This is a genomic window from Oleidesulfovibrio alaskensis DSM 16109, assembly GCF_000482745.1.
Classification (GTDB): Bacteria; Desulfobacterota; Desulfovibrionia; order Desulfovibrionales; family Desulfovibrionaceae; genus Oleidesulfovibrio; species Oleidesulfovibrio alaskensis.
The window spans coordinates 164,653-186,361 of record NZ_AXWQ01000004.1 but is presented as its reverse complement, the minus strand read 5'-3'; the positions used below and the strand labels follow the sequence as shown (position 1 = coordinate 186,361).

Annotated in this window: 25 protein-coding genes; 17 read left to right on the top strand and 8 right to left on the bottom strand. The window is 57.9% G+C overall.

The genetic code is table 11. The features are described 5' to 3' along the window. Nucleotides 1–165 precede the first annotated feature (165 nt). Genes lpxB through rfbB form a run of 4 tightly spaced genes read right to left on the bottom strand, consistent with a single transcriptional unit; the run spans nt 166 to nt 4,234 of the window. Complete coding sequence (gene lpxB / locus H586_RS0100965) at nt 166–1,296, bottom strand: lipid-A-disaccharide synthase (RefSeq protein ID WP_027181160.1); 1,131 nt, start codon at nt 1,294–1,296, stop codon at nt 166–168. 6 nt (nt 1,297–1,302) lie between these two features. Then, nucleotides 1,303–2,277, bottom strand: a complete 975-nt coding sequence (locus H586_RS0100960; RefSeq protein ID WP_011368078.1) for a hypothetical protein — start codon at nt 2,275–2,277, stop codon at nt 1,303–1,305. Between the two features lie 50 nt (nt 2,278–2,327). Continuing rightward, complete coding sequence (rfbD, locus tag H586_RS0100955) at nt 2,328–3,212, bottom strand: dTDP-4-dehydrorhamnose reductase (RefSeq protein ID WP_011368077.1); 885 nt, start codon at nt 3,210–3,212, stop codon at nt 2,328–2,330. Continuing rightward, nucleotides 3,212–4,234 carry a dTDP-glucose 4,6-dehydratase gene (gene rfbB / locus H586_RS0100950; RefSeq protein ID WP_011368076.1) on the bottom strand — a complete coding sequence of 341 codons (1,023 nt, stop codon included), beginning with the start codon at nt 4,232–4,234 and terminating at the stop codon, nt 3,212–3,214. The genes rfbD and rfbB overlap by 1 nt, the downstream gene beginning before the upstream one ends. Nucleotides 4,235–4,456: 222 nt before the next feature. Between rfbB and H586_RS0100945 the strand changes: the two genes are divergently transcribed. The 4 genes from H586_RS0100945 (at nt 4,457) to H586_RS17720 (ending at nt 8,698) form a co-directional block, all read left to right on the top strand. Continuing rightward, a complete protein-coding gene (locus H586_RS0100945; RefSeq protein ID WP_011368075.1) occupies nt 4,457–5,308 on the top strand; it encodes a sirohydrochlorin cobaltochelatase in 852 nt (283 codons plus the stop codon). A gap of 23 nt (nt 5,309–5,331) precedes the next feature. Next, a complete protein-coding gene (locus H586_RS0100940; protein ID WP_027181159.1) occupies nt 5,332–6,210 on the top strand; it encodes a hypothetical protein in 879 nt (292 codons plus the stop codon). Nucleotides 6,211–6,380: 170 nt separating this feature from the next. Then, the gene (locus H586_RS20785) at nt 6,381–7,628 is read left to right on the top strand and encodes a hypothetical protein (protein ID WP_162147931.1); all 1,248 of its coding nucleotides are present in this window, start codon (nt 6,381–6,383) and stop codon (nt 7,626–7,628) included. A gap of 155 nt (nt 7,629–7,783) precedes the next feature. Continuing rightward, complete coding sequence (locus H586_RS17720; protein WP_051363804.1) at nt 7,784–8,698, top strand: hypothetical protein; 915 nt, start codon at nt 7,784–7,786, stop codon at nt 8,696–8,698. Between the two features lie 62 nt (nt 8,699–8,760). Here the strand turns inward: H586_RS17720 and H586_RS0100925 are convergent, their stop codons facing one another. After that, nucleotides 8,761–8,949 carry a twin-arginine translocase TatA/TatE family subunit gene (locus H586_RS0100925; RefSeq protein WP_011368071.1) on the bottom strand — a complete coding sequence of 63 codons (189 nt, stop codon included), beginning with the start codon at nt 8,947–8,949 and terminating at the stop codon, nt 8,761–8,763. A gap of 187 nt (nt 8,950–9,136) precedes the next feature. On the opposite strand from H586_RS0100925, the gene H586_RS0100920 reads away from it, so the two are divergent. The 11 genes from H586_RS0100920 to ilvC all read left to right on the top strand — a co-directional run bounded on the left by H586_RS0100920 (nt 9,137) and on the right by ilvC (nt 17,669). After that, nucleotides 9,137–10,771 (top strand): rhodanese-like domain-containing protein, encoded by a 1,635-nt coding sequence (locus tag H586_RS0100920; protein WP_027181157.1) that lies wholly within the window; start codon nt 9,137–9,139, stop codon nt 10,769–10,771. Beyond that, nucleotides 10,749–11,204 (top strand): hypothetical protein, encoded by a 456-nt coding sequence (locus H586_RS0100915; protein WP_027181156.1) that lies wholly within the window; start codon nt 10,749–10,751, stop codon nt 11,202–11,204. The genes H586_RS0100920 and H586_RS0100915 overlap by 23 nt, the downstream gene beginning before the upstream one ends. An 83-nt stretch (nt 11,205–11,287) precedes the next feature. Further along, a complete protein-coding gene (locus H586_RS0100910) occupies nt 11,288–12,154 on the top strand; it encodes a hypothetical protein (RefSeq protein ID WP_155891329.1) in 867 nt (288 codons plus the stop codon). A gap of 45 nt (nt 12,155–12,199) precedes the next feature. After that, nucleotides 12,200–12,898: an HAD family hydrolase gene (locus tag H586_RS0100905; protein ID WP_011368067.1), complete on the top strand. Its 699-nt coding sequence runs from the start codon at nt 12,200–12,202 to the stop codon at nt 12,896–12,898. A 97-nt stretch (nt 12,899–12,995) separates the two neighbouring features. Beyond that, nucleotides 12,996–13,298 carry a YggT family protein gene (locus tag H586_RS0100900; RefSeq protein ID WP_011368066.1) on the top strand — a complete coding sequence of 101 codons (303 nt, stop codon included), beginning with the start codon at nt 12,996–12,998 and terminating at the stop codon, nt 13,296–13,298. Between the two features lie 13 nt (nt 13,299–13,311). Beyond that, a complete protein-coding gene (locus H586_RS0100895; protein ID WP_011368065.1) occupies nt 13,312–13,818 on the top strand; it encodes a DivIVA domain-containing protein in 507 nt (168 codons plus the stop codon). Next, on the top strand, nt 13,811–14,167 hold the full coding sequence (locus tag H586_RS0100890; RefSeq protein ID WP_027181153.1) for a DUF167 domain-containing protein: 357 nt from the start codon (nt 13,811–13,813) through the stop codon (nt 14,165–14,167). Before H586_RS0100895 ends, H586_RS0100890 begins: the two co-directional genes overlap by 8 nt. After that, nucleotides 14,148–14,378, top strand: coding sequence for a DUF465 domain-containing protein (locus tag H586_RS0100885; RefSeq protein ID WP_011368063.1), 231 nt, complete (start codon nt 14,148–14,150; stop codon nt 14,376–14,378). The genes H586_RS0100890 and H586_RS0100885 overlap by 20 nt, the downstream gene beginning before the upstream one ends. Then, on the top strand, nt 14,379–16,067 hold the full coding sequence (gene ilvB / locus H586_RS0100880; protein ID WP_011368062.1) for a biosynthetic-type acetolactate synthase large subunit: 1,689 nt from the start codon (nt 14,379–14,381) through the stop codon (nt 16,065–16,067). Nucleotides 16,068–16,076: 9 nt separating this feature from the next. Continuing rightward, nucleotides 16,077–16,568 (top strand): acetolactate synthase small subunit, encoded by a 492-nt coding sequence (gene ilvN / locus H586_RS0100875; RefSeq protein ID WP_011368061.1) that lies wholly within the window; start codon nt 16,077–16,079, stop codon nt 16,566–16,568. 111 nt (nt 16,569–16,679) lie between these two features. Then, nucleotides 16,680–17,669: a ketol-acid reductoisomerase gene (gene ilvC, locus H586_RS0100870; RefSeq protein WP_027181152.1), complete on the top strand. Its 990-nt coding sequence runs from the start codon at nt 16,680–16,682 to the stop codon at nt 17,667–17,669. A 60-nt stretch (nt 17,670–17,729) separates the two neighbouring features. Here the strand turns inward: ilvC and H586_RS0100865 are convergent, their stop codons facing one another. After that, on the bottom strand, nt 17,730–17,924 hold the full coding sequence (locus H586_RS0100865) for a hypothetical protein (protein WP_155891328.1): 195 nt from the start codon (nt 17,922–17,924) through the stop codon (nt 17,730–17,732). Between the two features lie 224 nt (nt 17,925–18,148). On the opposite strand from H586_RS0100865, the gene H586_RS0100860 reads away from it, so the two are divergent. After that, entirely contained in the window at nt 18,149–18,418 is a 270-nt protein-coding gene (locus H586_RS0100860; RefSeq protein WP_011368058.1) for an acylphosphatase, read from the top strand. A 304-nt stretch (nt 18,419–18,722) separates the two neighbouring features. Here the strand turns inward: H586_RS0100860 and H586_RS0100850 are convergent, their stop codons facing one another. Beyond that, nucleotides 18,723–20,084 carry an MATE family efflux transporter gene (locus H586_RS0100850; RefSeq protein ID WP_027181149.1) on the bottom strand — a complete coding sequence of 454 codons (1,362 nt, stop codon included), beginning with the start codon at nt 20,082–20,084 and terminating at the stop codon, nt 18,723–18,725. 153 nt (nt 20,085–20,237) lie between these two features. Here H586_RS0100850 and H586_RS0100845 point away from each other — a divergent pair, with 153 nt between their 5' ends. Further along, nucleotides 20,238–21,197 carry a zinc metalloprotease HtpX gene (locus tag H586_RS0100845; protein WP_027181148.1) on the top strand — a complete coding sequence of 320 codons (960 nt, stop codon included), beginning with the start codon at nt 20,238–20,240 and terminating at the stop codon, nt 21,195–21,197. Between the two features lie 14 nt (nt 21,198–21,211). Here the strand turns inward: H586_RS0100845 and H586_RS17715 are convergent, their stop codons facing one another. Next, nucleotides 21,212–21,655, bottom strand: a complete 444-nt coding sequence (locus H586_RS17715) for a DUF1499 domain-containing protein (protein WP_049753826.1) — start codon at nt 21,653–21,655, stop codon at nt 21,212–21,214. Nucleotides 21,656–21,709: the final 54 nt, after the last annotated feature.

The window sequence follows — 21,709 nt, the reverse complement described above, 5'->3', positions numbered from 1 at the left end:
GTATGACCGCAGGGCGTTTTTGTTGTAACGGAAAGCAGGGCAGTTCAGACGCGTACAGTAAGGTGCCATGCTGTGTGCCGCAGGACAGAAAAGGCGGTACACCGCAGGCGCGTCTGCACGGGCTTTGGCCGCAGCCGTGCGGTGTTATGCCGCGCGGCGAGAATTTCAGGCGGCGGTGCCCAGTGCTTTCAGAATAATACCGGCAGCGCGGGCAGGGGCTCCGGGGGCTCCCAGCATGGTGCGCAATGTGGCAAGCTGCGCGCGTACGGCGGACATCTGTTCCGGGTGTTCCAGCCATGCCAGCGCGTGGCGCGCCAGTACCGTGCCGTCGGCGTTTTCCTGCAGCAGTTCAGGAAAGACTTCCCGCTGCATTACAAGATTGGGCAGACTTACATAAGGAACCCTGACCAGACGCTTGCCCACGGCAAACGACAGGGGCGAAACTTTGTATGTCACCAGCGTGGGGGTGCCCAGCAGCGCTGATTCCAGTGTGACAGTGCCTGATGCCGCAATGAGCATGTTGCAACTGCGCATGAAGCTGTACCGGTTGTCGGGGGCATGCATGTGCAGCGGCACATCGGTTTGCCACAGCCTGCGCAGTGCATCTTCGGTTATGCCCGGGGCGCGTACGCAGTGGAATTCAAGTCCGGGCAGACGTCGGTGCATTATTTCTGCGGCAATGGCAAACTGCGGCATCAGCGAGGTGATTTCTTTTTTCCGGCTGCCGGGCAGCAACCCTATGCGCTGCGGCAGAGGAGTCATGGCGTCTATTTCGTCCCAGTTCACCATATCCACCAGCGGGTTGCCCACATACTCTATTTCCATGCCGTGGCTGCGATAAAAATCCACTTCGAATGGCAGAATGCTGATGACCTTATGCACATGGCTGCGTATGAACCGGATTCTGCCTGTGCGCCATGCCCATATTTTGGGGCTTATATAATAAAAGACGGGAATACCCAGTTCTCTGGCATAGCGGGCTATGCGGAAGTTGAAGGAGGGGGCGTCAACAAGAACCACGGCGTCGGGGCGCATCTGCCGCAGGGTGCGCCGGATGGAGCGCAGCATGGAGAGTATCCGCGGCAGGTGTCCGAGAACCTCGGTTATGCCCATGACGGACAGATCTTCCACCCTGAACAGGGCGTTGAAGCCGGCACTGCGCATGTCGGGACCGCCCACGCCCGAGCATGTTATGCCGCAATCCTGAGTTTGCAGGGCCCGTATCAGATTGGCTGCATGCATGTCGCCGGACATTTCTCCGGCGCTTATCCAGATGTTTTTGTGCTTCTGTGTCATCAAAAATCAGGCTTTTTGCGGGTTACCTGCACCGGTCTGCGGTGCAGAAGGGACAAAACGGGCGTACAGGCGGGCCAGCAGGGCCACGGCCAGCAGCGAAAGAATAAGTCTGCCCCAGAGCGTGGCCGAAATATGTGCTCCGATCAGCATCATGAGCAGGGTGTCTTCTATCAGCGCGTGGGAAAAACCCATGAGCGTGACGGATGAAAAAACATCGGCGGGGGGCACTCTGCCGGAGCGGGCTTCGTGAATTATCAGCCCGCCGCCGTATGCTATTCCCATGGAAAGCCCCACCACGGTGATGGTGGCCGCGCTCTGCCCTATACCCACAAGGCGCAGCACAGGCTTGAGCAGCGTGTTAAGTCTGCGGGTAATGCCCAGCACATCCAGCAGACGCATGACTGTCATCAGCCCGAGTACAACCCAGAAAAGATAAAAAAGATTGCGGGCCTGTCCCGCAGCCCATGCGGCCAGACCGGCAGGGGCCTGTTCCGGCTGCCACAGAAGCTGTGCCGGTTGCTGCAGCGTGCCTGTCAGCCCGAAAATCATGTGCAGAATCCAGCCGAAAATAAGTGCGGCGGCCATGCGCAGCAGAAATTGTACTGTGAAGCTCAGCCCGCAGCGCTGGGCGATTTTGCATTCCACAAACATATTGTGCGCCACCAGAATCATGGTGGACAACACCGAGACCTGTGCAACGGTCATCGGTTCCAGCGTGGGAAAAATGGCAGCATACACTATGATGCCGCTGTAAATGTTGACCACAATGGAGGTGGCCCACACCAGTCCCATTTCCGCAGGCAGACCGGCAAGATGCATGAAAGGTTCAAGCGGAAGCGCAAGATAGCCTGTCAGCTCGAATTCCGTGAGGATTTTGACGGCGATGATGATGGGAATCATCACCTTGTACAGATCAAGGCTGACCCGTAGCGCATCGGTGAATATTTTTCTGACAGCCGCCGTCACTGCGGGAAAAGCCATTCTGTAACTCCTTTGCAAAGCGCGGGCACCCTGCCTGCAGTGCAGGCCGGTTATCCCGCTTCCTGTCCGGCCACGCCGACGTGCTGAAAGATATACTCGCGCAGAGCCTGAATCCAGGGGCGCGGTTTGATTCCCGTAATGCCGGTGAACCGGGAGCAGTCGAGAACGGAATATGCAGGGCGGGTGGCCCGCTGCGGATAAGCCGCCGAAGGGATAGGCCGGACCTGACAGGGCTTCTGCGCCAGCGAGACCGCCTCAGCCGCCAGCTCGCACCATGTGGCCTGACCGCCGTTGCTCAGGTGAAAGAGACCTGTGCCCCCTTTTTCAACCAGCAGGCGTGAACCGGCGGCAAGATCCGGTGTGTAGGTGGGCGAGCCAACCTGATCATGCACCACGGTGATTTCCTGCCGCGTCTCGCACAGCCCCAGTATGGTCTGCACAAAGTTGCCCCTGCCCGGACCGAAAAGCCATGAGCTGCGTATAATCGTCAGGCGGGGCAGGTTCATCTGCAGCAGTACCTGTTCTCCGGCCAGCTTGGACAGGCCGTAGATGCTCTGCGGGGCGGTTTCGTCATCTTCTGTATACGGCGTTTCCTTGCGTCCGTTAAAGACGAAGTCGGTGCTGTAGTGGACAAGATGCATGTTGCCGGTGCAGGCCAGTCTGCCCAGCAGTGCGGGCAGACTTTTGTTCAGGCGCATGGCGGCATCCTGCTCTTCTTCCGCCTTGTCCACCTGTGTGTACGCCACCGCATTGAAAAGCACGTCGGGAGCATGGGAGCAGATGTATTTTTCCAGCGCGGCAGAATCATGCACATCGGCATCTTCTCTGCCGTGTGCTTCAACCTGCCAGCCAGCACGGGTCAGGTCCGCCACCAGCGCCTGTCCCAGCAGGCCGGTGCGCCCGCCCAGAACCACTGCCTTGGGTGCCACGGTCATCAGCGGTCTCCGTACCAGCGGGACATAAATTCAAGGTAGGCCCCGCTTTTTACGTTTTCCAGCCATGTTGTGTGTTTTTCGTACCATGCCAGAGTATCTGCAAGTCCTGTTTCGAAATCATGCACGGGGGCGTACCCAAGTTCGTCGCCGGCCAGAGTGAAGTCCATGGCATAGCGCCTGTCGTGTCCGGGCCTGTCTTTCACAAAGGATATGAGCGACTCCGGCTTTCCGGTCAGGCGCAGTATGGCTCTGACCACATCAAGGTTGGTGCGTTCGGCATTGCCGCCGAAATTGTATACGGCGCCGTCACGGCCTTTGCGCAGGGCAAGGTCAATGCCCCGGCAGTGGTCTTCCACGTGAATCCAGTCACGGACGTTGGTGCCGTCGCCGTAGACGGGCAGGGGGGCGTTTTCCCATGCTTTGCCCAGCATGAGCGGAATGAGCTTTTCCGGAAACTGGTACGGTCCGTAGTTGTTGGAACAGCGGGTGATGATGGCGGGAAAGCCGTATGTTTCCACAAAAGCCCGGACCATGAGGTCCGCCCCGGCCTTTGAGGCCGAATAGGGGCTGTTGGGCAGCAGAGGGTTGCTTTCCGTGAAGGGTGCCTCGTGGGGCAGCAGCGAACCGTACACCTCGTCCGTGGATATGTGGACAAAACGCTTTATTCCTGCTGTACGGGCCGCCTGCATAAGCACCTGAGTACCCAGCACATTGGTGGTTACAAAAGGTGCCGGGTCCGAGATGGACCGGTCCACATGTGATTCCGCGGCAAAATTGAGTACGGCGTCGGGGCTGTACTTTTCTATTACAGCCTGAACAGCCGCCGCATCGGCGATATCCGCTTTTTCAAAAAAGTAGCGGGTGCCGCCGTGGGCTTGCTGAATGTCGGTAAGATTCTGGGGGTTTCCCGCGTAGGTCAGTTTATCTAAGTTGACAATGGTGGTCTGTGGATGGACGTTAAGCTGGTACCGGATAAAGTTGGTGCCGATGAAGCCGCAGCCGCCAGTGACGAGTAGTCGCATGCAGGGTTCCTCACTTGGTTTGACCCCTCTACATACCTGTACGTCCGGTACCCGGTCAAACCCAAAAACGCGCATAATGCCGCGGCGGACTGCATGGCATCAAAAGCACCCCCCGTGCGAAAAGGCTTGCCAACTCTTCGGCCCTGTCGTTACCATTTCCGGCCTGTAAATAATCTCCCTCCGTTTCAGGAGGTCTGCTCATCAGGTAGGGTGTGAAATCATATGAAACCGGGTATTCTTCTGGCCGCTTTTGGTGCCAGCAACCGTCAGGCGCATCAGACGCTCCGCCTGTTTGACGAAAAGGTGCGGCAGCGGTTTGCCGATGTTCCTGTGCGCTGGGCCTTTACGTCGGGGCTTATCCGCGACCGGCTGGCGGCGCGCCGCATGAAGACGGATTCCGTGACCAAAGCCCTGCAGAAGATGTGCTTTGAAAAATATACGCATGTGGCCGTGCAGTCGCTGCATATCATTCCCGGTGCGGAATATGACGATTTGGAAGCCGAAGCTGTGCAGATGGCCGGCGGACGGGACTGCTCACTTGCGCCGCCCGCTGACGGAGGCGTTTTTTTTACGGCTCAGGCGCGGTTTGAAAAGATAACCGTGGGCAGGCCCCTGCTGCACAGCGATGCAGATGTGACCCGCGCCGCAAGGGCGCTGCTTGCCAGTCTGCCGCCGGAGCGCACGGCGCATGATGCCGTGGTGTTCATGGGACACGGAACATGGCACGCCGGTGACAGCCGGTATGATGATCTTTCCGCTGCGGTGCGGCGTATGGATGCCGGAGTGTTCATCGGCACCATGGACGGCAGCCACACCATCGACCATGTGCTGCCGCTTCTGCTTCAGGAAGGATACTGTCGTGTGTTTCTTCAGCCTTTACTGTCTGTTGTGGGGCGTCATGCCGTGCGGGACATGGCAGGCGATCATCCCGAATCATGGCGTTCGCGCATAGCCGCTGCGGGCATGGTGTGCCTGCCTGTGCTGCAGGGCATGGTCGAGCATGCGGCTTTTGTGGATATATGGATAGATCATCTGGATGAAGCCATGGAGCGGCTGCTCGGCAGTCGCGGCTGACGGGAAGGCGAGGGGAGGAATGCATGATCTTGACATCTGTGCGCCGCGGTCTGGCTGTGTGCCTGTTTCTGTTGATGGTGCCTCTGGCCGCCGGTGCTGCGGAAGAGGGCTTTGTCCAGCAGTTTGAACAGGGAACAGTAGACTGGTGTGCTGGCGTTGTACGGGCTGAAGGGACGGCGATAGCTCCTGCTTCGGCTGTAAGTCTGCCCCGTGCGCGTGCGCTGGCCCTGCGGGCTGCAGTTACCGAAGCCAGAGGCCGCCTGCTGCACACTGTGCGTTCTGTGCAGGTTACCCCCGGAATCACCGCGGGAGATATGCTGGATGCCGGCGGGGCGCTGTCGGAGTTTGTGCGCGGGCAGGTGCAGAACTCACGGATAGACCGGCAGGATTTTCTGGCGGACGGCTCAGCGCGGGTTGTTGTCAGTATTGCTTTGCGTGATGGTTTGCTGGGGCAGTTCCTTGCTCCGGCACTGCCGTTCAAGGTTGCCGCTTCACCGGTATCCGGCCGCAGTGTTCCGGCGTCGGAGGTTGCTGAGCCGCAGATTTTGCAGGACGGGGAATTTTCCGGTGTGGTCATTGATGCCAGAGGAACTGGAGCGCTTCCTGCCCTGATGCCTGTTGTGGTTCTGTCCGGAGGAGAGACCGTGTACGGCGTGAGGCAGGCTGTGCGGCGTTATGCGCTTGAGCGCGGTCTGGCAGTGTATGTGACAGACGGGCAGGCCGCAGCAGTTGCCGCGGTGGCGGGTAGTGCACCTCTCACTCTCAGGGCGGCCGCAGTGCAGGAATCCGCTCCGTCTGTTATTGTGCTTGATGACCCAGAGGCACAGCTGCTGCATTCTCCGGCAGCGGTGAAAAGTCTGGCAGCCTGCCGTGTGGTGGTGTTGCTTGATGCGGTTTTCTGATGCGCCGGATGCTCACGGTTATGTTTTCTTATCTTTTTTTCCTGTCCATATTTTTGCGGCGCGCTGCGGTCAGGGCGCTGTATCGTGCAGGAGTGCATTTTATTCCCCTGCATGGCGCAGCGACTGCCTGTGCAGCCGGATGCGGTCCGGTTGAAACACGGTGGCGCTCATTGTTCCGGTACGGGCCGTGGCTGGGCGGAGCAGGTTTTGCGGGGGGTGCCGGACTGACCGGACTGACCGGACTGGCCGGATTGATCAGGCTGATCGGACTGATCGGATTGGCCGGACTCTCCGGCTGTGTTGCCGCCGGTCAGAGGACACCGGCCGTTGTGCCTGATGGCGCCATGACGCAGAGCTCCCGCGCGCTGGATTTGCTGGAAGCTGGCAGACCGGTTGAAGCCTGCGAGGCTTTTGATGCCGCCCTGCTTGCCGGTACCGCTTACGCCCCTGCGGTGCTCGGCAGAGAATTGTGCCTTGAGGATTCCGTTCAGGACACAGGCACGGGCGCGCTGCCGGGCGGGGCGGGTGGCCGGTCGGGCGGCATACCGGCAGGCTGCTCGGCTGCGGCGGAACAGTGCCTGCGCGTGCAGACCGCTTTTTTTCTGTACGGCGGACTGGACAGACAGCGTTATGCCGCCTTGAGCGACGGCGTTTTTGACGCTGCGCTGCAGAGCGGTGTCAGCGGTGCCGGACTGCTGTTCATGCGGGCGGAGACCCTGTGGCATACCGGCAGGCTGACGCAGGCCCGCAAGCTGTATGTGCAGGCTCAGGTCGCCCGCGGGCTTGACCGTTCCCGCATGAAACTGCTTCACCGGCGGCTGGCGGATATTGACAGGGTGCTGCGGGTTGCGGTGACAGACACGGGGCGGCGGATGGCTTTTGTCCCCGAGCTTACACGCGCCCGCATGGCCGGTCTGCTTGAAGCGGAGCTGGCCGCGCAGGGTTTTTTCGAGGCTTGTCCCGCCCCCCTGATGCCGGAATTTGCCGTGCCGGGAATGCATTTGGTACCGGCAGAGGAAGAGCTGCCGGCTGATATCGCGGGACATGAGGACGAACAGGCCATAATGGCCGTTCTGGAAAAGCGCCTGCGGGGACTGCAGATGTCCGCAGCGGGCAGGTTTGATCCGGATTCGGTTTTCCGGCGTTCCGATCTTGCTTTGTTGTATGAGGACTGTGCCATCAGGGTCAGCGGCGACCCTTCGCTTGCTGTCCGCTTTATGCAGAGCGCCGGAGTGCTGTCTGACGTGCGCAGAGACGATGCCGTATTCAATGCAGCGGTTTTGCTGGTTCAGAACGGTTTTGTGCAGTTGCGTGACGGGCGTTTCGGCGCGGAGCAGCCCGTTTCAGCCATGGAGGCCCTGCAGGTGCTGGCCGCCCTGCGCGGCATGGCCGGTTGCGGCGGTGCGAAACAGCCATGAGCGTGCGGAAATGCCCGCATGCTGCCGCTTGCCCGCCGCCCTGTTTTATGCTGGAATGACGGCGGACAAGCTCTATACTGACATTGAGGCCGCAGTGCCTGATTTTTCATAAGAGGTTTATCGTGAGAACATTGTTTTTGCTTTTCGGAAGGCTGATGCGTCATGCTCTGCCGCTTGCGCTTGCCGGCGCTTTTTGCCTTGGCACCGCAGCCGGTGTGCAGGCCCGGCAGGTGGATGTGCTTTGGAGTGCCGATGCCGGAGTGCGGGACGCGGCAGCGGAAGAAAACATGCCCGCCAGTGCTTCTGCCGCCCGCGAAAAGGCTTTTGAGCAGGCTGTCTGGCTGGAGGCGCTCTCCATGGCGGACGACGGATTGAGTGATGCCCGCAGAGAACTGCTGCGCGAGTTTATTGTGCCCCGGGCTATGGAGTATGTTCAGAGCTACTCCGAGCTGGGCAGTGCTTCTTCTGATTCCGGTACAACGCTGAGTGTTGATGTGCTGGTAAACCGCAGAGCGCTGAAAGACACATTGCGGGGGCTGGGATGTATGCGCGGCTCGGCGGAGCCTGTGGAGTACATGCTGACCATCGGCGGTGCTTCTGATGTATGGGATGAGCTGGGACGTCTGCAGGCTTTGTACAACACAAGGGTGACCCAGAACGCTTCTGTGGCTGTTTTTCTGGAACACAGAGGGGACATGTGGACCGGCAGACTGGATGCCGGCGGACACAGCAGGGCGGCATCCGGAACCACGCTGGCAGATGCGTGGCATGGCATATGGGCGCAGTATTTTTCTTCGCTTGCCGCAGCCCAGGGCCCGCATGATGCGCTGGTGCTGCAGGTCAGCGGCTGGTTCACCCCCGACGGGGTGGAGTCGTTTGATAAAGAACTCAGTTCATGGGACCGCGATTTTGACGAAGCCGGTCTTGCACAGGTGAGTATGGAGGCTGCCGGTATTTCAGCCCGCTGGGTGCTCCGCGGGGCTTCCAGAGGGGCTCTCGAACGGCGTCTGGAGGCTGCGCTCGAAGGCAAAGGGCTCAGCTGGGTGCTGGAGCCTGACGGTTCACTATAATAAAATCCCGGGGCCTGGGGCCTCGGGATTTTGTACATCGGTTCACCGCAGGGCGAAAGAGGTTACTCGTCCTTGTGTTTCTTCTCGGAAGAAGGGGTGACGTCGATTTCGTCAGGCTCGGTGGTCGCTTTTTTGAAGTTTTTGATCGCGCGCCCCAGTCCTCCGCCTATTTCGGGCAGCCTTTTGGCCCCGAAAACCAGAAGGATGAGGACGAAGATAACCAGCAACTCGGGAATTCCAATTCCGAACATAGCATGCCTCCGTGGGATAATGAGGTCGCTATACACAAGGTGAGCCTTTGAGGTCAAGGCGCGCTGCGGTTGGCAGGCCATAATCGCTAGGGTTTTATAAAAAAATAACTGATGCTGAAGAGCGCCTGCCGCCCCGTATCAGACGGTTGTGCGGCAGGATGTCCGGTCACAGGAAGGAGCACGGATAATGCGCAGGATAGTAATTGTGGGGGAAGGCGCCGCAGCGGCCAAGCTGGCGGCCCGGACAAGACGGATGACGGAGAACGCCGAGGTGAATCTGGTGCTGTCTTCCGCCGGCGATGCCGGCAAGGGGGTTTTCGGCAGCTATGCGAAAAAGAACCGCATTTCGCTTGAACAGATGAAAACCCGTGATGTGGGCGTGCTGGAAACGGATGAGCTGGATTTTGATTTTGAAAAGCGTGAAATCCACGTTCGCTCGGCCAGAGGCTGGCTGCCCATGCGTTTTGACCAGCTGGTGCTGGAAATAAACACCGTTCCCCGTGTACCCAGAGCGTTGCGCCGCTGTGACAATGTTGTTCCCTGGCCGGTGGGAGATGTGGCGGCGCTTGATACCATTCTGGCAGAAATCCGCCCCTCTGTTGCTGTAGTGGTGGGAAGCAGCCGTCAGGCTGTGGAACTTGTCCGGCTTCTCGCCTCTTCGGACGTTCCCGTGCGCTGGTTGCGCACCGCCCCTGCGCAGTCACCGGTGCTTGATGCCGACATGTGGTTCCATGCCGATTCGCTGATAACTGCCTGTGCCGGCGGAGTACAGATTCTCGACTGGAGCAGCTTCCGCCTTGACCAGCTGGCCACGGTGACGGACGCGGACGGCCTGCTGGTTTCACTGGAGTCGCCGGAAGCACAAAGCGTGAGCGGCGACATGTTTTTCTGGGCGGACCCGCAGCGGGCCGTGCATCCGCTGCTGGCCAACGAAGGCATCGAGCTTGCCGAAAACGGCCTGCTGGCTGTGGATGATAATTTCATGACCGGTATACCGGATGTATACGCCATCGGCAGTGCTGTTTCCGTAAAGCACTGCGGGGCAGCGCAGCTGCCTGTGGTGGCCGGTGAAGAATCTGTTTTCTCCATGGCCCGCCATGTGGCTGATGTCCTTTCCGGTGAACAGCCTTTCTCTGCCGGGCCCATGATCGCTCCGGTGACGCAGGCTTTTCCCGGCGGCAGGCTGTTTAAAGCCGGTACCGGACTGGCCGAGGCTCTGGCTGCCGGCATCGAAGCCGAATTTGCCATGCTGAAAACCGGCGGCGGGGCCGCAGGACTGGCACCCTGTGCCGTAAAGCTGGTGGTGGACAAATCCACCCGCCGCGTTCTGGGGGTTCAGGCTGTATCGGGTGACCCCTGCGGGTTGTCCGACGGATTCGCTTCTGCCGGGGCGCTGGCACTGTCCGGCGGCATGACGGTGGAAATGCTGGCGGCACTGGACCTGCCCGGCGAAAGCGGGCGCCTGCTGCGTTCCGCTGCCTGCATTGTTGATAACAAGCTGCGGGGCAAAGTGTTCGGCATCAGCCCTGATGAACTGATAGCTTCCCGCGCTGCCGGTGCGGAGTTTTTCACCCTTGATCTGCGGTCGCAGCCGGAGTGGAAAAAAGGACATATCGAAGACGCCTGCAACATTCCTCTGCCCCAGCTGAAAGAGCGGCTGCAGGATGAAGTGCCCAGATTCACCCCGCTGGTCATCGTCGGCCGCAGCTCTGATGATGCGTGGAGTGTGGCCTGTTATCTGGCAGGGCTGGGCGCAGGGCATGTCTATGTGCTGGACGGCGGCATGGATATGTGGCCCTATGAAACCGTCTCGCAGGGCTGATGCAGTGGGTACTGTCTGCAGAATGCCCGGTGTGGCATGTGATTTTTATGTGTCGGGGCACTGCCTGTACGAAGAAGAGCTGAACCCCGGTCTGGACGAGTCTTTTCATTGTACCGAGATTGTCCGTATTGTGGCTGCGTATGAAGAGCTGATGAACCGGGCAGATGGCTTTAATCTGTCAGGTGACAAAGCCTTTAACGTCATCTTCCGGCTGATGGAGGGCGTGCCGCCTGCCGGCAGCGCCTGCGAAGAATACCGGCCGGAAGTCGGCTGCCGCGGTTGCGGCGGCTGTGCCGGAGAAGAGGATGACGGTGCTCCGGAAAGCATCGACTGCACCCATTCGCTGGGTGGACTGTGTATTCTGCGGCTGCCCGCCTGTGAAGGCGTCTGCCGCAGGTTCCGCTTTCGTACTGAGCAGCCATCCGAATCATAACGATTGAAATGCTGGAGAAAACGGTTATGCCGGTGAATAATGACCGAACATGTTCTGAACCGCCTGTTGTGGCGGTGCCCTGTATGCATCCTGTGGTGCCCGAAACAGGAACGGGGGCTCTCTCTTTGCCTCAGGTGCGTTTCTTTAATCCCGGACTGGCTCCTCTGTATGGTTCGGAGGATGACGAGCGCTGCAGCTTTACACCTGTGGGGCTGCCGTTCACCGGTGCCGCTGCGCGCGCCTGTCTGCACGAATTGGCTTCATTGGCTGAGACTTTCGGCAACAGCCGCGATCTGGTTGTTTTTGCTCTGGACAACGAAAAGGCGCAAGACCATGCACACAAGCATGCCGGACAGCAGGAACTGGCTGATCTGGAAGCTTTTGTGGCTGCAGGCGGCGGCAGCTTTGCCCCTGCCGCCCCGCATGAAACCCTGATGAAGAACCCGCTGGTGGAGGCCCAGAAAACTCTTCTGCTGGCATATTCTCTTGAGGAGAGCGTAAGCGAGCTGGAAACGCTGCAAAGCCGTTATGAAAGCTCTCTTGCCTCTATGGGGGATCTGCTGGGCGCTGAGCGTGATGCAGACCTGCAGGAACTGGCCGGACTGGCTGGCGCACCTTCTGCACTTGAAGGCCGTGGCACTGATATGATGCGTCTTTCGTGGCGTGTGGTGCTGGATAATATGGCAGTTTTTCTTCCGGAGGGCACTGTACTGGTCACGGATGACGGCGGTATGAAAGATGTGCTTGCGGCAATGGAAGAAACTGCTGCGCTGGACGCACAGGAGGCTGCTGCTCTGTGCAGTGCGTGGGATGACAGCGCACTGGCCGCAGCCGGCAGGCTGATGAAGGTGCAGGCGCCCTTGTGGCGCATACTGGGGCATGGCCGTGTCCCCGAAGGAAGAGACTGGCAGCAGACCGTGTTTACGGTTGTTTTCGGCGCGGAAAGCTGAGCCGTTGTGTCAGTTTTTTATCATATCGATCTGTAAGGAGTTTTTGTGCTGCTGACTGCCCATTATCTGGCCTCACGGTTCCCGCGGGGGCTGCATGGTGTTGTTTTTGATTGTGACGGAGTGCTGTTTGATTCGCGCGCTGCGAACATGCGGTACTACAACCTGATTCTGGAAAAGCTGGGACTGGGACCCATGACGGCCGCGCAGGAAGATTATGTGCATATGCACACCGTGGGCGAGTCTCTGGTGCACATCATTCCGCCTGCCATGCATGACCGTATGGGATGGGCGCGCAAGCAGGTGGATTATCTCAAGGAAATAGTGCCATCCATGGAACCGGAGCCGGGCCTGCTGGAATTTCTGGCTTTGCTGCGAGACAACGGGGTGCGCATGGCTGTGCATACCAACCGCACAAACAGCATGGAGTATGTGCTCGATGTTTTTGACATGAGCGGTTTTTTTCATCCGGTGATGACTGCATCGAAGGTTGTTGCCAAACCCCATCCGGAAGGGGTCAATAAAGTTCTGGAAGCCTGGGAGTGCGGCAGGGACGAGATTGCCTTTGTGGGCGATTCGCTGCTGGACAGTCAGGCGGCGCACAGCGCGGAGGTCCCTTTCTGGGCGTTCCGTAATGAAACATTGCAGGCTGAGCGGCATATCAACGATTTCTGGAGTCTGCGCGCTCAGTTTGTGCAGTATTTCTCTTTGCTGGCGAGCGGTTGCTCCCGTCCGGCTCTTTTTTAGCAATGATGTAATTTTTTGCTTGATTCCAAACGCCGGGAAGTGAATTATATCTCTAAAGGCAGATTCTCACCCGGCAAGAACCCCGTCAGGAGGATTCATGGACGTACTTGCCGTAAATTTCATATCCACTGTTGCCACGATTCTGAATTCGGTTCTGGGACTTTACTTCTGGGTTGTGATCGCGGCAGCGGTACTCTCCTGGGTAAATCCCGACCCGTATAATCCCATTGTCAGAATTATTCACAGCCTTACGGAACCTGTTCTGTACAGAATCCGCAAGTGGCTGCCGTTTGTTTATTTCAGCGGTATAGATCTTTCTCCCGTGGTACTTCTGCTTGCCATAGAATTCATACGGGGATTTGTCATCCGTTCGCTGGCCATGTTTGCGGCGGGCATGTAGGAGAGCACAGGGTATGGCTGTCAGTCGCATAGATATTCTCAATCAGGGTTTTTCCCGCTCTCTGCGCGGGTACGATACGGCGGAAGTCGACCGGTACATGCAGGAGATGGCTGATACCATAGGCAGGCTGGGAGAAGATAAATCGCGTCTGGAAACCCGTGTGGCGGAACTTGAAACCCGCCTTGCGGAATACCGGGACCGCGAAGCCACCCTGCGCGATACGCTAATAGCCACCCAGCGCATGACTGAAGACATGAAAACCAATGCGCAGCGCGAAGCACAGCTTATTATCGACGCGGCACATGCCAAGGCTGAAACGCTGGTGAATCAGGGGCACATGCGGCTTGCAAGACTGCAGGAAGAGATTCTGCAGGCCAAAAAGCTCAGGGCGCAGTTTGAAATGAAAGTCCGGTCAGTCATTGATGCCCATCTGCATCTGCTGGAGCTTTCGCTTGCCGAACAGCAGCCCCGTTCCGTGCCGGATGAGGCTCAGCAGCCCGCCGGAAACGGTGATGAATGACAAGGAGTATCTTTGCCCTGCGGCACAAGGTTTATGGCGCCTGAAAGTATGGGCGCAGCCGGGGGCAAAACTCAGCGGTATAGCAGGACTTTATGACGGCAGGGTGCGCATAAGGCTGAGCGCGCCCGCTGTGGACAACAAGGCGAACAAAGAGCTTATCCGGTTTGTGGCGCAGCTCTGCGGTGTGAAACAGAACAGGGTGCGACTTGAATCGGGGGTAAGCTCCAGAAAAAAAGTCTTGTTGATCGAAAGGGATACGATGCCTGTTCTGGATGTGCCGGAAACAGGGCATCAGGAGCAACCCAACATAGCCGAAGGAGATGAGTTTCATGGAAACGCGAGACCTTGAACTGTTGGAGAAATTGTCGTCCCGGGATCCTGAGCTCAAAGCCTTGTGGGAAGATCATGTGCTTTACGAAAAGCAGATCGAGAAACTGGACAACAAACCGTTCCTGACACCCAGTGAACAGACACATGTGAAAGAACTTAAAAAACAGAAGCTTGAAGGGAAGACAAAGCTTCTGACCATCCTTGAAAGCTACCGCAGTAAGGAGAACTAGATGGAGTCGAGCGGGGCCCGGATCCTGTTGGAGTGTCTTAAAAAGGAAGGCGTTGATGTCATTTTCGGCTACCCCGGCGGGGCCGTGATCGACATTTACGACGAACTTCCCCGGCATGACCTGCGTCATGTGCTGGTGCGCCACGAACAGGCCGCAGTACATGCCGCGGACGGTTATGCCCGTGCTTCCGGTCGAGTGGGGGTCTGTCTGGTCACTTCGGGACCCGGCGCCACCAATACCGTGACCGGAATCGCTACAGCGTACTGCGACTCCATTCCTCTGGTGGTGCTAACCGGACAGGTGCCGCGTGCGCTGATAGGCAATGACGCTTTTCAGGAAGTGGATATAGTGGGCATTACGCGTCCCTGCACCAAGCATAATTATCTGGTGAAGGAACTGAGCGACTTGCCGCGTATTATCCGCGAAGCTTTTTATCTTGCCCGTTCCGGCAGGCCGGGTCCCGTTCTTGTCGACCTGCCAAAAGATATCATGGTAGCCCGTGCAGAGTTTCAGATTCCTGAAGAAGTCAAGCTGCGCAGCTACAACCCGACATACAGACCGAATCTTAACCAGCTGCGCAGAGCGGCGGAACTGGTTCTTTCTGCCAGACGGCCGCTGCTGTTCGCCGGTGGCGGGGTTGTGGGGTCCGATGCCAGCGAAGAGCTTGGCTGGCTGGCCCGCACGTTGCAGATTCCGGTAACTTCAAGTCTGATGGGGCTTGGTTCTTTTCCCGGTGACGACCCGCTCTTTCTGGGCATGCTGGGTATGCACGGCACCTTTGCCGCCAACAAGGCGGTGAATAGCTGTGACGTGCTTATTGCCGCCGGTGCGCGCTTTGACGACAGAGTGACAGGAAAGCTTTCGGCTTTTGCCGCCGGTGCCAAGATTATCCACATAGACATCGACCCCACATCCATCAGAAAAAATGTGGGCGTAGAGGTGCCTGTGGTGGGCGACTGCCGTATGGCGCTTGCTGGCATGCGCGAGATTCTTTCGGCCCGCTTTGAAGAGAACATTCCCGTACCCCGCTGGACTGAGTGGCTTGCCACGGTGCACGATTGGGCGCAGAGTCATCCTCTGGGGTATGTGCCTTCTGAAGGTATTAAACCGCAGCAGGTTGTGGAAACTGTTTTCGGTATCACCAGAGGCGAGTGTATTGTCACCACCGAGGTGGGGCAGAACCAGATGTGGGCCGCACAGTTTTTCAAATACCGTAAACCGCGCACGCTGCTGACTTCCGGCGGACTAGGCACCATGGGATACGGTTTTCCGGCGGCTATAGGTGCGCAGATGGCGTTTCCGGGGCATCTGGTGATTGATTTTGCGGGCGACGGTTCCATTCAGATGAATATTCAGGAACTGGCCACAGCGGTTTGTAACAAGCTGCCGGTTAAAATAATTATTCTGAACAACGGCTATCTGGGTATGGTGCGCCAGTGGCAGGAGTTGTTCTATCAGCGTAATTACTGTTCAACCTGCATGGAGGCCCAGCCTGATTTTGTGAAACTGGCTGAAGCCTACGGAGCGGAAGGGTACCGCATCACAGCACAGGCTGATCTTGAGCCGGTGTTGCGGCAGGCCCTGCAAAGCCCGGCTCCGGCTATTGTTGATGTGCGCGTGGAGCGCGAGGAAAATGTCTATCCCATGGTTCCGGCCGGTGCGGCGCTGGACGAGATGCTGCTTGTGTAGGAGACTTCCATGCGTCATGTACTTTCCGTTCTGGTGGAAAACGAGCCGGGCGTTCTTTCCCGGGTGGCCGGGCTGTTCAGCGGCAGGGGGTTCAACATTGAATCGCTTAACGTTGCCCCGACTCTTGAAGCCGGTGTATCTTTGATGACCATCAGCACCAGCGGTGATGATCAGATTATCGAGCAGATTGTTAAACAGCTGCGAAAGCTGGTGACAGTTATAAAAGTTGTTGACTTCGAAGATATAGCCGCCGTAGAGCGGGAGATGGTTATTTTAAAGGTTAACGCCGAGGAAACGCGCAGGGCGGAAGTTCTGCGCATTGCCGATATTTTCCGTTGCAAGGTGGTCGATGTGAGTTTGCATGATCTGACGCTGGAAGCGACCGGCGATCATGGTAAAATTCAGGCAGTGATTCAGCTGCTAACCAGATTCGGCATCAAGGAGATAGCCAGAACTGGTACCGTGGCTATGAAGCGCTCCATGCAACCGGAACAGGTTTAACTGCATTTTTGCGGCAACCCACCTGACGGGCGCTTGAGCCTCTCAGGTGGGTTTTTTTATAGGTAACCACTAACCTTTGGGAAGCTGTACAAGCTACAGCAGGGAGTAGAAATGAAGGTCTATTACGAACAGGATGCAAACCTGGAAGTGCTCAAGGGCAAGACCGTGGCCATCATAGGCTACGGCAGTCAGGGCCATGCGCATGCGCAGAACCTGCGTGATTCCGGCGTGAACGTGATCGTCGGCCAGCGCCCCGGCGGCCCCAACTTCGAGCTGGCAAAGGAGCATGGTTTCCAGCCCCTTAGCGCAGCAGAGGCTGCCGCACAAGCCGACCTGATCATGATTCTACTCCCCGACCAGTATCAGGCTTCTGTGTATGAAAATGATATCAAGCCGCATCTGGCCGCCGGCAAGTCGCTGGTGTTCGCTCATGGCTTTAATATCCATTTCAACCAGATTGTACCGCCCAAGGATGTCGATGTGTTCATGATCGCTCCCAAGGGGCCGGGCCATCTTGTCCGCCGTACCTATACCGAAGGTGGCGGCGTTCCCTGTCTTGTGGCCATCCACCAAGATGCCAGCGGACAGGCCATGGAGAAAGCCCTTGCCTATGCCATGGGCGTAGGCGGAACACGTTCCGGCGTCATTGAAACCACCTTCCGTGAAGAAACGGAAACCGACCTCTTCGGCGAACAGGCGGTTTTGTGCGGTGGTATCAGCGCTCTGATTCAGGCTGGTTTTGAAACTCTGGTGGAAGCAGGCTATCAGCCTGAAATCGCCTACTTCGAGTGCCTGCACGAGACAAAGCTTATCGTGGATCTTATCTACGAAGGCGGTCTTGCCAAAATGCGGCATTCCATAAGCGATACGGCAGAATACGGTGACTATGTGACCGGCCGCCGCATTGTGACTGAAGAAACCAAAAAAGAAATGAAGGCTGCGCTGAAGGATATTCAGGAAGGCCGTTTTGCACGGGATTTCATCCTTGAGTGCAAGGCAAACTATCCTACCTTCACGGCCCGCCGGCGCATCGAGGCCGAGCACCCCATTGAAGAAGTGGGGGCGCGCCTGCGTTCCATGATGCCCTGGCTTAAAAAATAGCAGCCGGCATTGTTGTTAAAGGCCGCCCGCAAGGGCGGCCTTGTTTTTCCGGGCGTCAGCTCAGGCACCTTCGGCCACAAGCCGTGTAAAAAGATACTCGTCGTCCGGGTACTTTATGCCTTCTCCGGTGACAATGATGCTGGGCGAAAGCTGATCCGAAGACGGGTCACCTATGTCCGCAATCAGCCAGCGCCCGTCCTCCTTGCCTACCACAAATTCTTTTTTCTGCTTACCTGCCATCTTAATGGCAAGCATTACTGTTTCCTTGAATGTAATGGGAGCCTCCTTGCGGGCATCGGTTCAGCGTTGTCCCGCCCAGATATACCAGCACGGCGTGCCACGCAAGAGTCTGCCACCGGCACATACTCCATGGTAGTGATCTTGCCTGATTTTTAATGCGTGGCTATACTAAAAACAAGCCTTGCAGCTGTGCGGTGCGTTGGTGACTCATCGTAATGTGCAGAAAAGAGAGGTACCATATGAAGAGCCTGCATCTTATCGTAACTGGTAATGTTGAGCAGGGGTACTTTCTTGCATGGGTATATGATCATGCCGTTGTTCTGGGGCTGAACGGCTGGGTACGCAGGATTGAAACCGGCCGTGCCGAGCTGCTGGCTCAGGGGAATGACGGCGGGCTTGAAAAGTTGAAAGTTCTGCTGAAACAGGGCGGTCCGGCAACCGGCATTCTTGATGTGAAGGCTGCATGGATTGACTACGACACGGTGTATGACGGGTTTGAAATGAGATAATCCGGTTCCTGCGGGATGCTTCGGCATCCCGCTTCATTTTCCGGTATCGGGTGCCATGCGGCATCCTGAACTGAAGCCTTTGTCATGCGGCTGTTCCGAGCGTGTCCGGCAGTCCAGGCATTCCCAGTATGACCGGCATACGTATCTGTTTTTCAGCGCGTCATAAAATCTGTGATAGGTTTTTTTACCGCAGGCGGTGCAATGTTTTATCTGGAGTATGCTCATAGTGATATCCGGTAGACGTAAAAGAGAATCGCAGTGTGCACAGGAATGAGCAGGCGGGGTACGGGGGTACAGGACACCGCTACAGCGGGCTGCTGCGCCCCAGCGGGGCTGACGGGGATCCGGGCCAGATGCGGTACAGGCCGAATCCGGCACGGACTGTAGTCCACAGTCCGGTAATGCCCCATACCCAGTTGAGCATGGCGGCAGGTTGCAGGTAGGTGATGCAGATAAGAGCGGCAATGGCCGTGGTGGAAGCCGCAACCATGGCGTTGCGGATGAAGCGGAAATCACCTGTGCCCCAGTGGATGCCGTCGGTGGCAAAAGAGAGTGCGTTCACCGGCTGGATAAGCGCCGCCACCACCCATGCGGGAATAAATGTCTCCAGCACAGATGCGGGCACCAGCAGCCATGCGATGCCTTTTTGTCCTGCAAGCATCACTACAGAAAGCAGACAACCTGTCCACAGGCTCCAGCGGCAGACAAAAGAGGCGACCAGACGCGATGCGGCAATATCGCGCTGGCCGAAAAAAAGACCGATGAGGCTTTGTCCGGTAATGGCAAAGGTATCCAGAAACAATGCCGTGAAGATGAAAAACTGTCTTATGGCCTGATGCGCCGCTCCGGCGTCAGTACCTGCCGCGGTGGCTGCTCTGGTGCCCAGCAGCAGAAACAGAATGACCATTCCTGAGCGTACAAAAAGATCGCCGCCGATGGTGAACAGCTTTTTTATGTCGTGCAGCTGGATGTGCCATGAAGGACGCAGCCTTTTCCACACCACGGCCAGCGTCCATGCCGCGCCGGCCCACTGGCTGCACGATGTGGCCAGTGCCGCACCGGAAACGCCAAGCGCGGGAAAAGGCCCGATACCGAATATAAGCAGCCAGTCCAGCAAGATGTTCATTATATTGACAATGCAGGCTACCCAGAACGGTGTGCGCATGTCCTGCAGCCCCCGCAGCGCTCCGATGCCGGCCAGAGTCACAAGCAGGGCCGGAGCACCCACAAGGCGCAGGCGGATGTATTCTGCTGCCAGCGGAGCCATGGTTTCGTCGGCCCCCATGAAAGTTACGATCGGATGCAGAAAAGGGAGCGCCGCCAGAGCCGTGACCACGCCGAGTGAGCATGAAAGGAGCAGGGCGGCTCCGCATGTGTCTGCCGCTTTTTCTCTGTTACCGCCGCCAAGAGCCTGTGCCACTTCTGTCTGTGTTCCTATGCTCAGAAAATTGAATGCCCAGAAAATGGCCGAGAGGGTCATGGTGCCCACGCCAAGTGCGGCCAGCGGCGCTTCGCCCAGTCTGGCTACAAAGGCCGTGTCTGCAAGACCTGTCAGCGGTTCTGCCACCAGCGAGAACAGCACCGGCACAGCCAGTGACAGAAATGTTCTGGCTGGTTTTGTTCTGAACGGGTGTTGCTGTGTTGCGGTGGATAGGGTCTGGGACATGGCGGCTCCTGTATGAATGCACAATCTGCGCACGTGGTTAGGAACTCATAGCGTACTTTGCCGGGGAACAAAAGCACTCCGGCGCGCATTGACAAGACAGGTTGCTGTTATAGCTCATGATGTGATCTGACTGACAGCGATATGGAGAAAATCATGTTACACGAGGGGGTCCGCCACGGGAATCTGATACAGACAGTGCTGCTGGTGGCAGGGATGCTTGCTCTGCTGGCGTTGACAGGATGGATACTGCTGGGCGACGGAGGCGCCGTGTGGGCTGTCGCCGCGGCAGGCGCGGCCCTGTTGTGGCTGCCGTCTGTGTCGCCTGCCATTCTGCTGCGCATGTACAGGGCAAGACCACTGCGCAGTGAACATGCGCCCGCAGTGTACCATGCTCTGGCAGAACTCAGCCGCAGGGCGGGGCTGGAGCATCTGCCGGTGCTGTATCATATACCTAGCACGGTGCTTAATGCCTTTACCGTCGGCAGCGGAAAGCATGCAGCCATAGCTGTTTCCGACGCTTTGCTGCGTAACCTCACCATGCGCGAACTGATTGCCGTGCTGGCGCATGAGGTGTCACATATCGCGGGTGCGGACACCCGTGTGATGACTCTTGCCGATGTTGTCAGCAGGGTGACGGCGTTGTTTTCCACTGCGGGCAAGATTCTGTTGCTGCTCAACATTCCGCTGCTGCTTGCCGGAGAGGTCACTGTTTCGTGGCTGCTGGTGGTGCTGCTTATTCTTGCGCCCCATATGGCCATGTTGCTTCAGCTTGCGTTGTCGCGGACGCGCGAGTTTGATGCCGACGCCATGGCTGCACGGCTCAGCGGCGACCCGCAGGGACTGGCCATGGCGCTGCAGCGTCTGGAGCGTTCCGGGGCCGGACTTTGGGAGCGTATGCTGGCACCGGGCAGAAGAGTGGAAGAACCTTCTTTTTTACGGACTCATCCGCCCACGCATGAGCGGGTGAACAGGCTGATGGCTGTTGCAGCCCGGATGCACACGCAGGGCGGCAGCGCACAGGTGCCGCTCTATGTCCGGTACACGCAGCCGGTGCAGGTGCCGGTCCGGCAGATACTGCGCCCCAGATGGCGGTTGGGTGGAATATGGTACTGAGCCGCGTTTCAGGGTCAGGGCCTGCGGGTGGCGTCGGCATAGCGTGCGGCAAAATCCAGTGCCCGCCGCCGGTTGACGCCGAAATCATAATAACCGGTTCGCGAAGCGGACCTGATATGCAGAAGTCCTTGCGAGGAATCAGCGACAATATGCATGTCGTCTTTGAAGCCGAAAATTCTGCTGCGAAAGACAGCATGGATTCCGTTTTCTGTTTTGCTGACTGATGCCGCGCCCATCTGCCGCAGGATCTGTTCCGCAGTCTCCATTGCAGCTTCTGTGGTGCCGTGCAACGCCATGGGAGGCACGGCGTGGCTTGTGCCCTGCTGCAGGGAACTGACGCAGTTGGGACGGTCAGGACACTGCGGCAGCATGGATGATTCCTGAGGCGGCGCAGCGGAACATGCTGTCGCGGCTGCCATAAGCAGGATGAACGTCAGTATTCTTCGGGGACTGACCATGAGGCCGCCTTTTACGCTGGTGCAGTTGCCGCCGGCAGGTAGTGTTGCCACGCG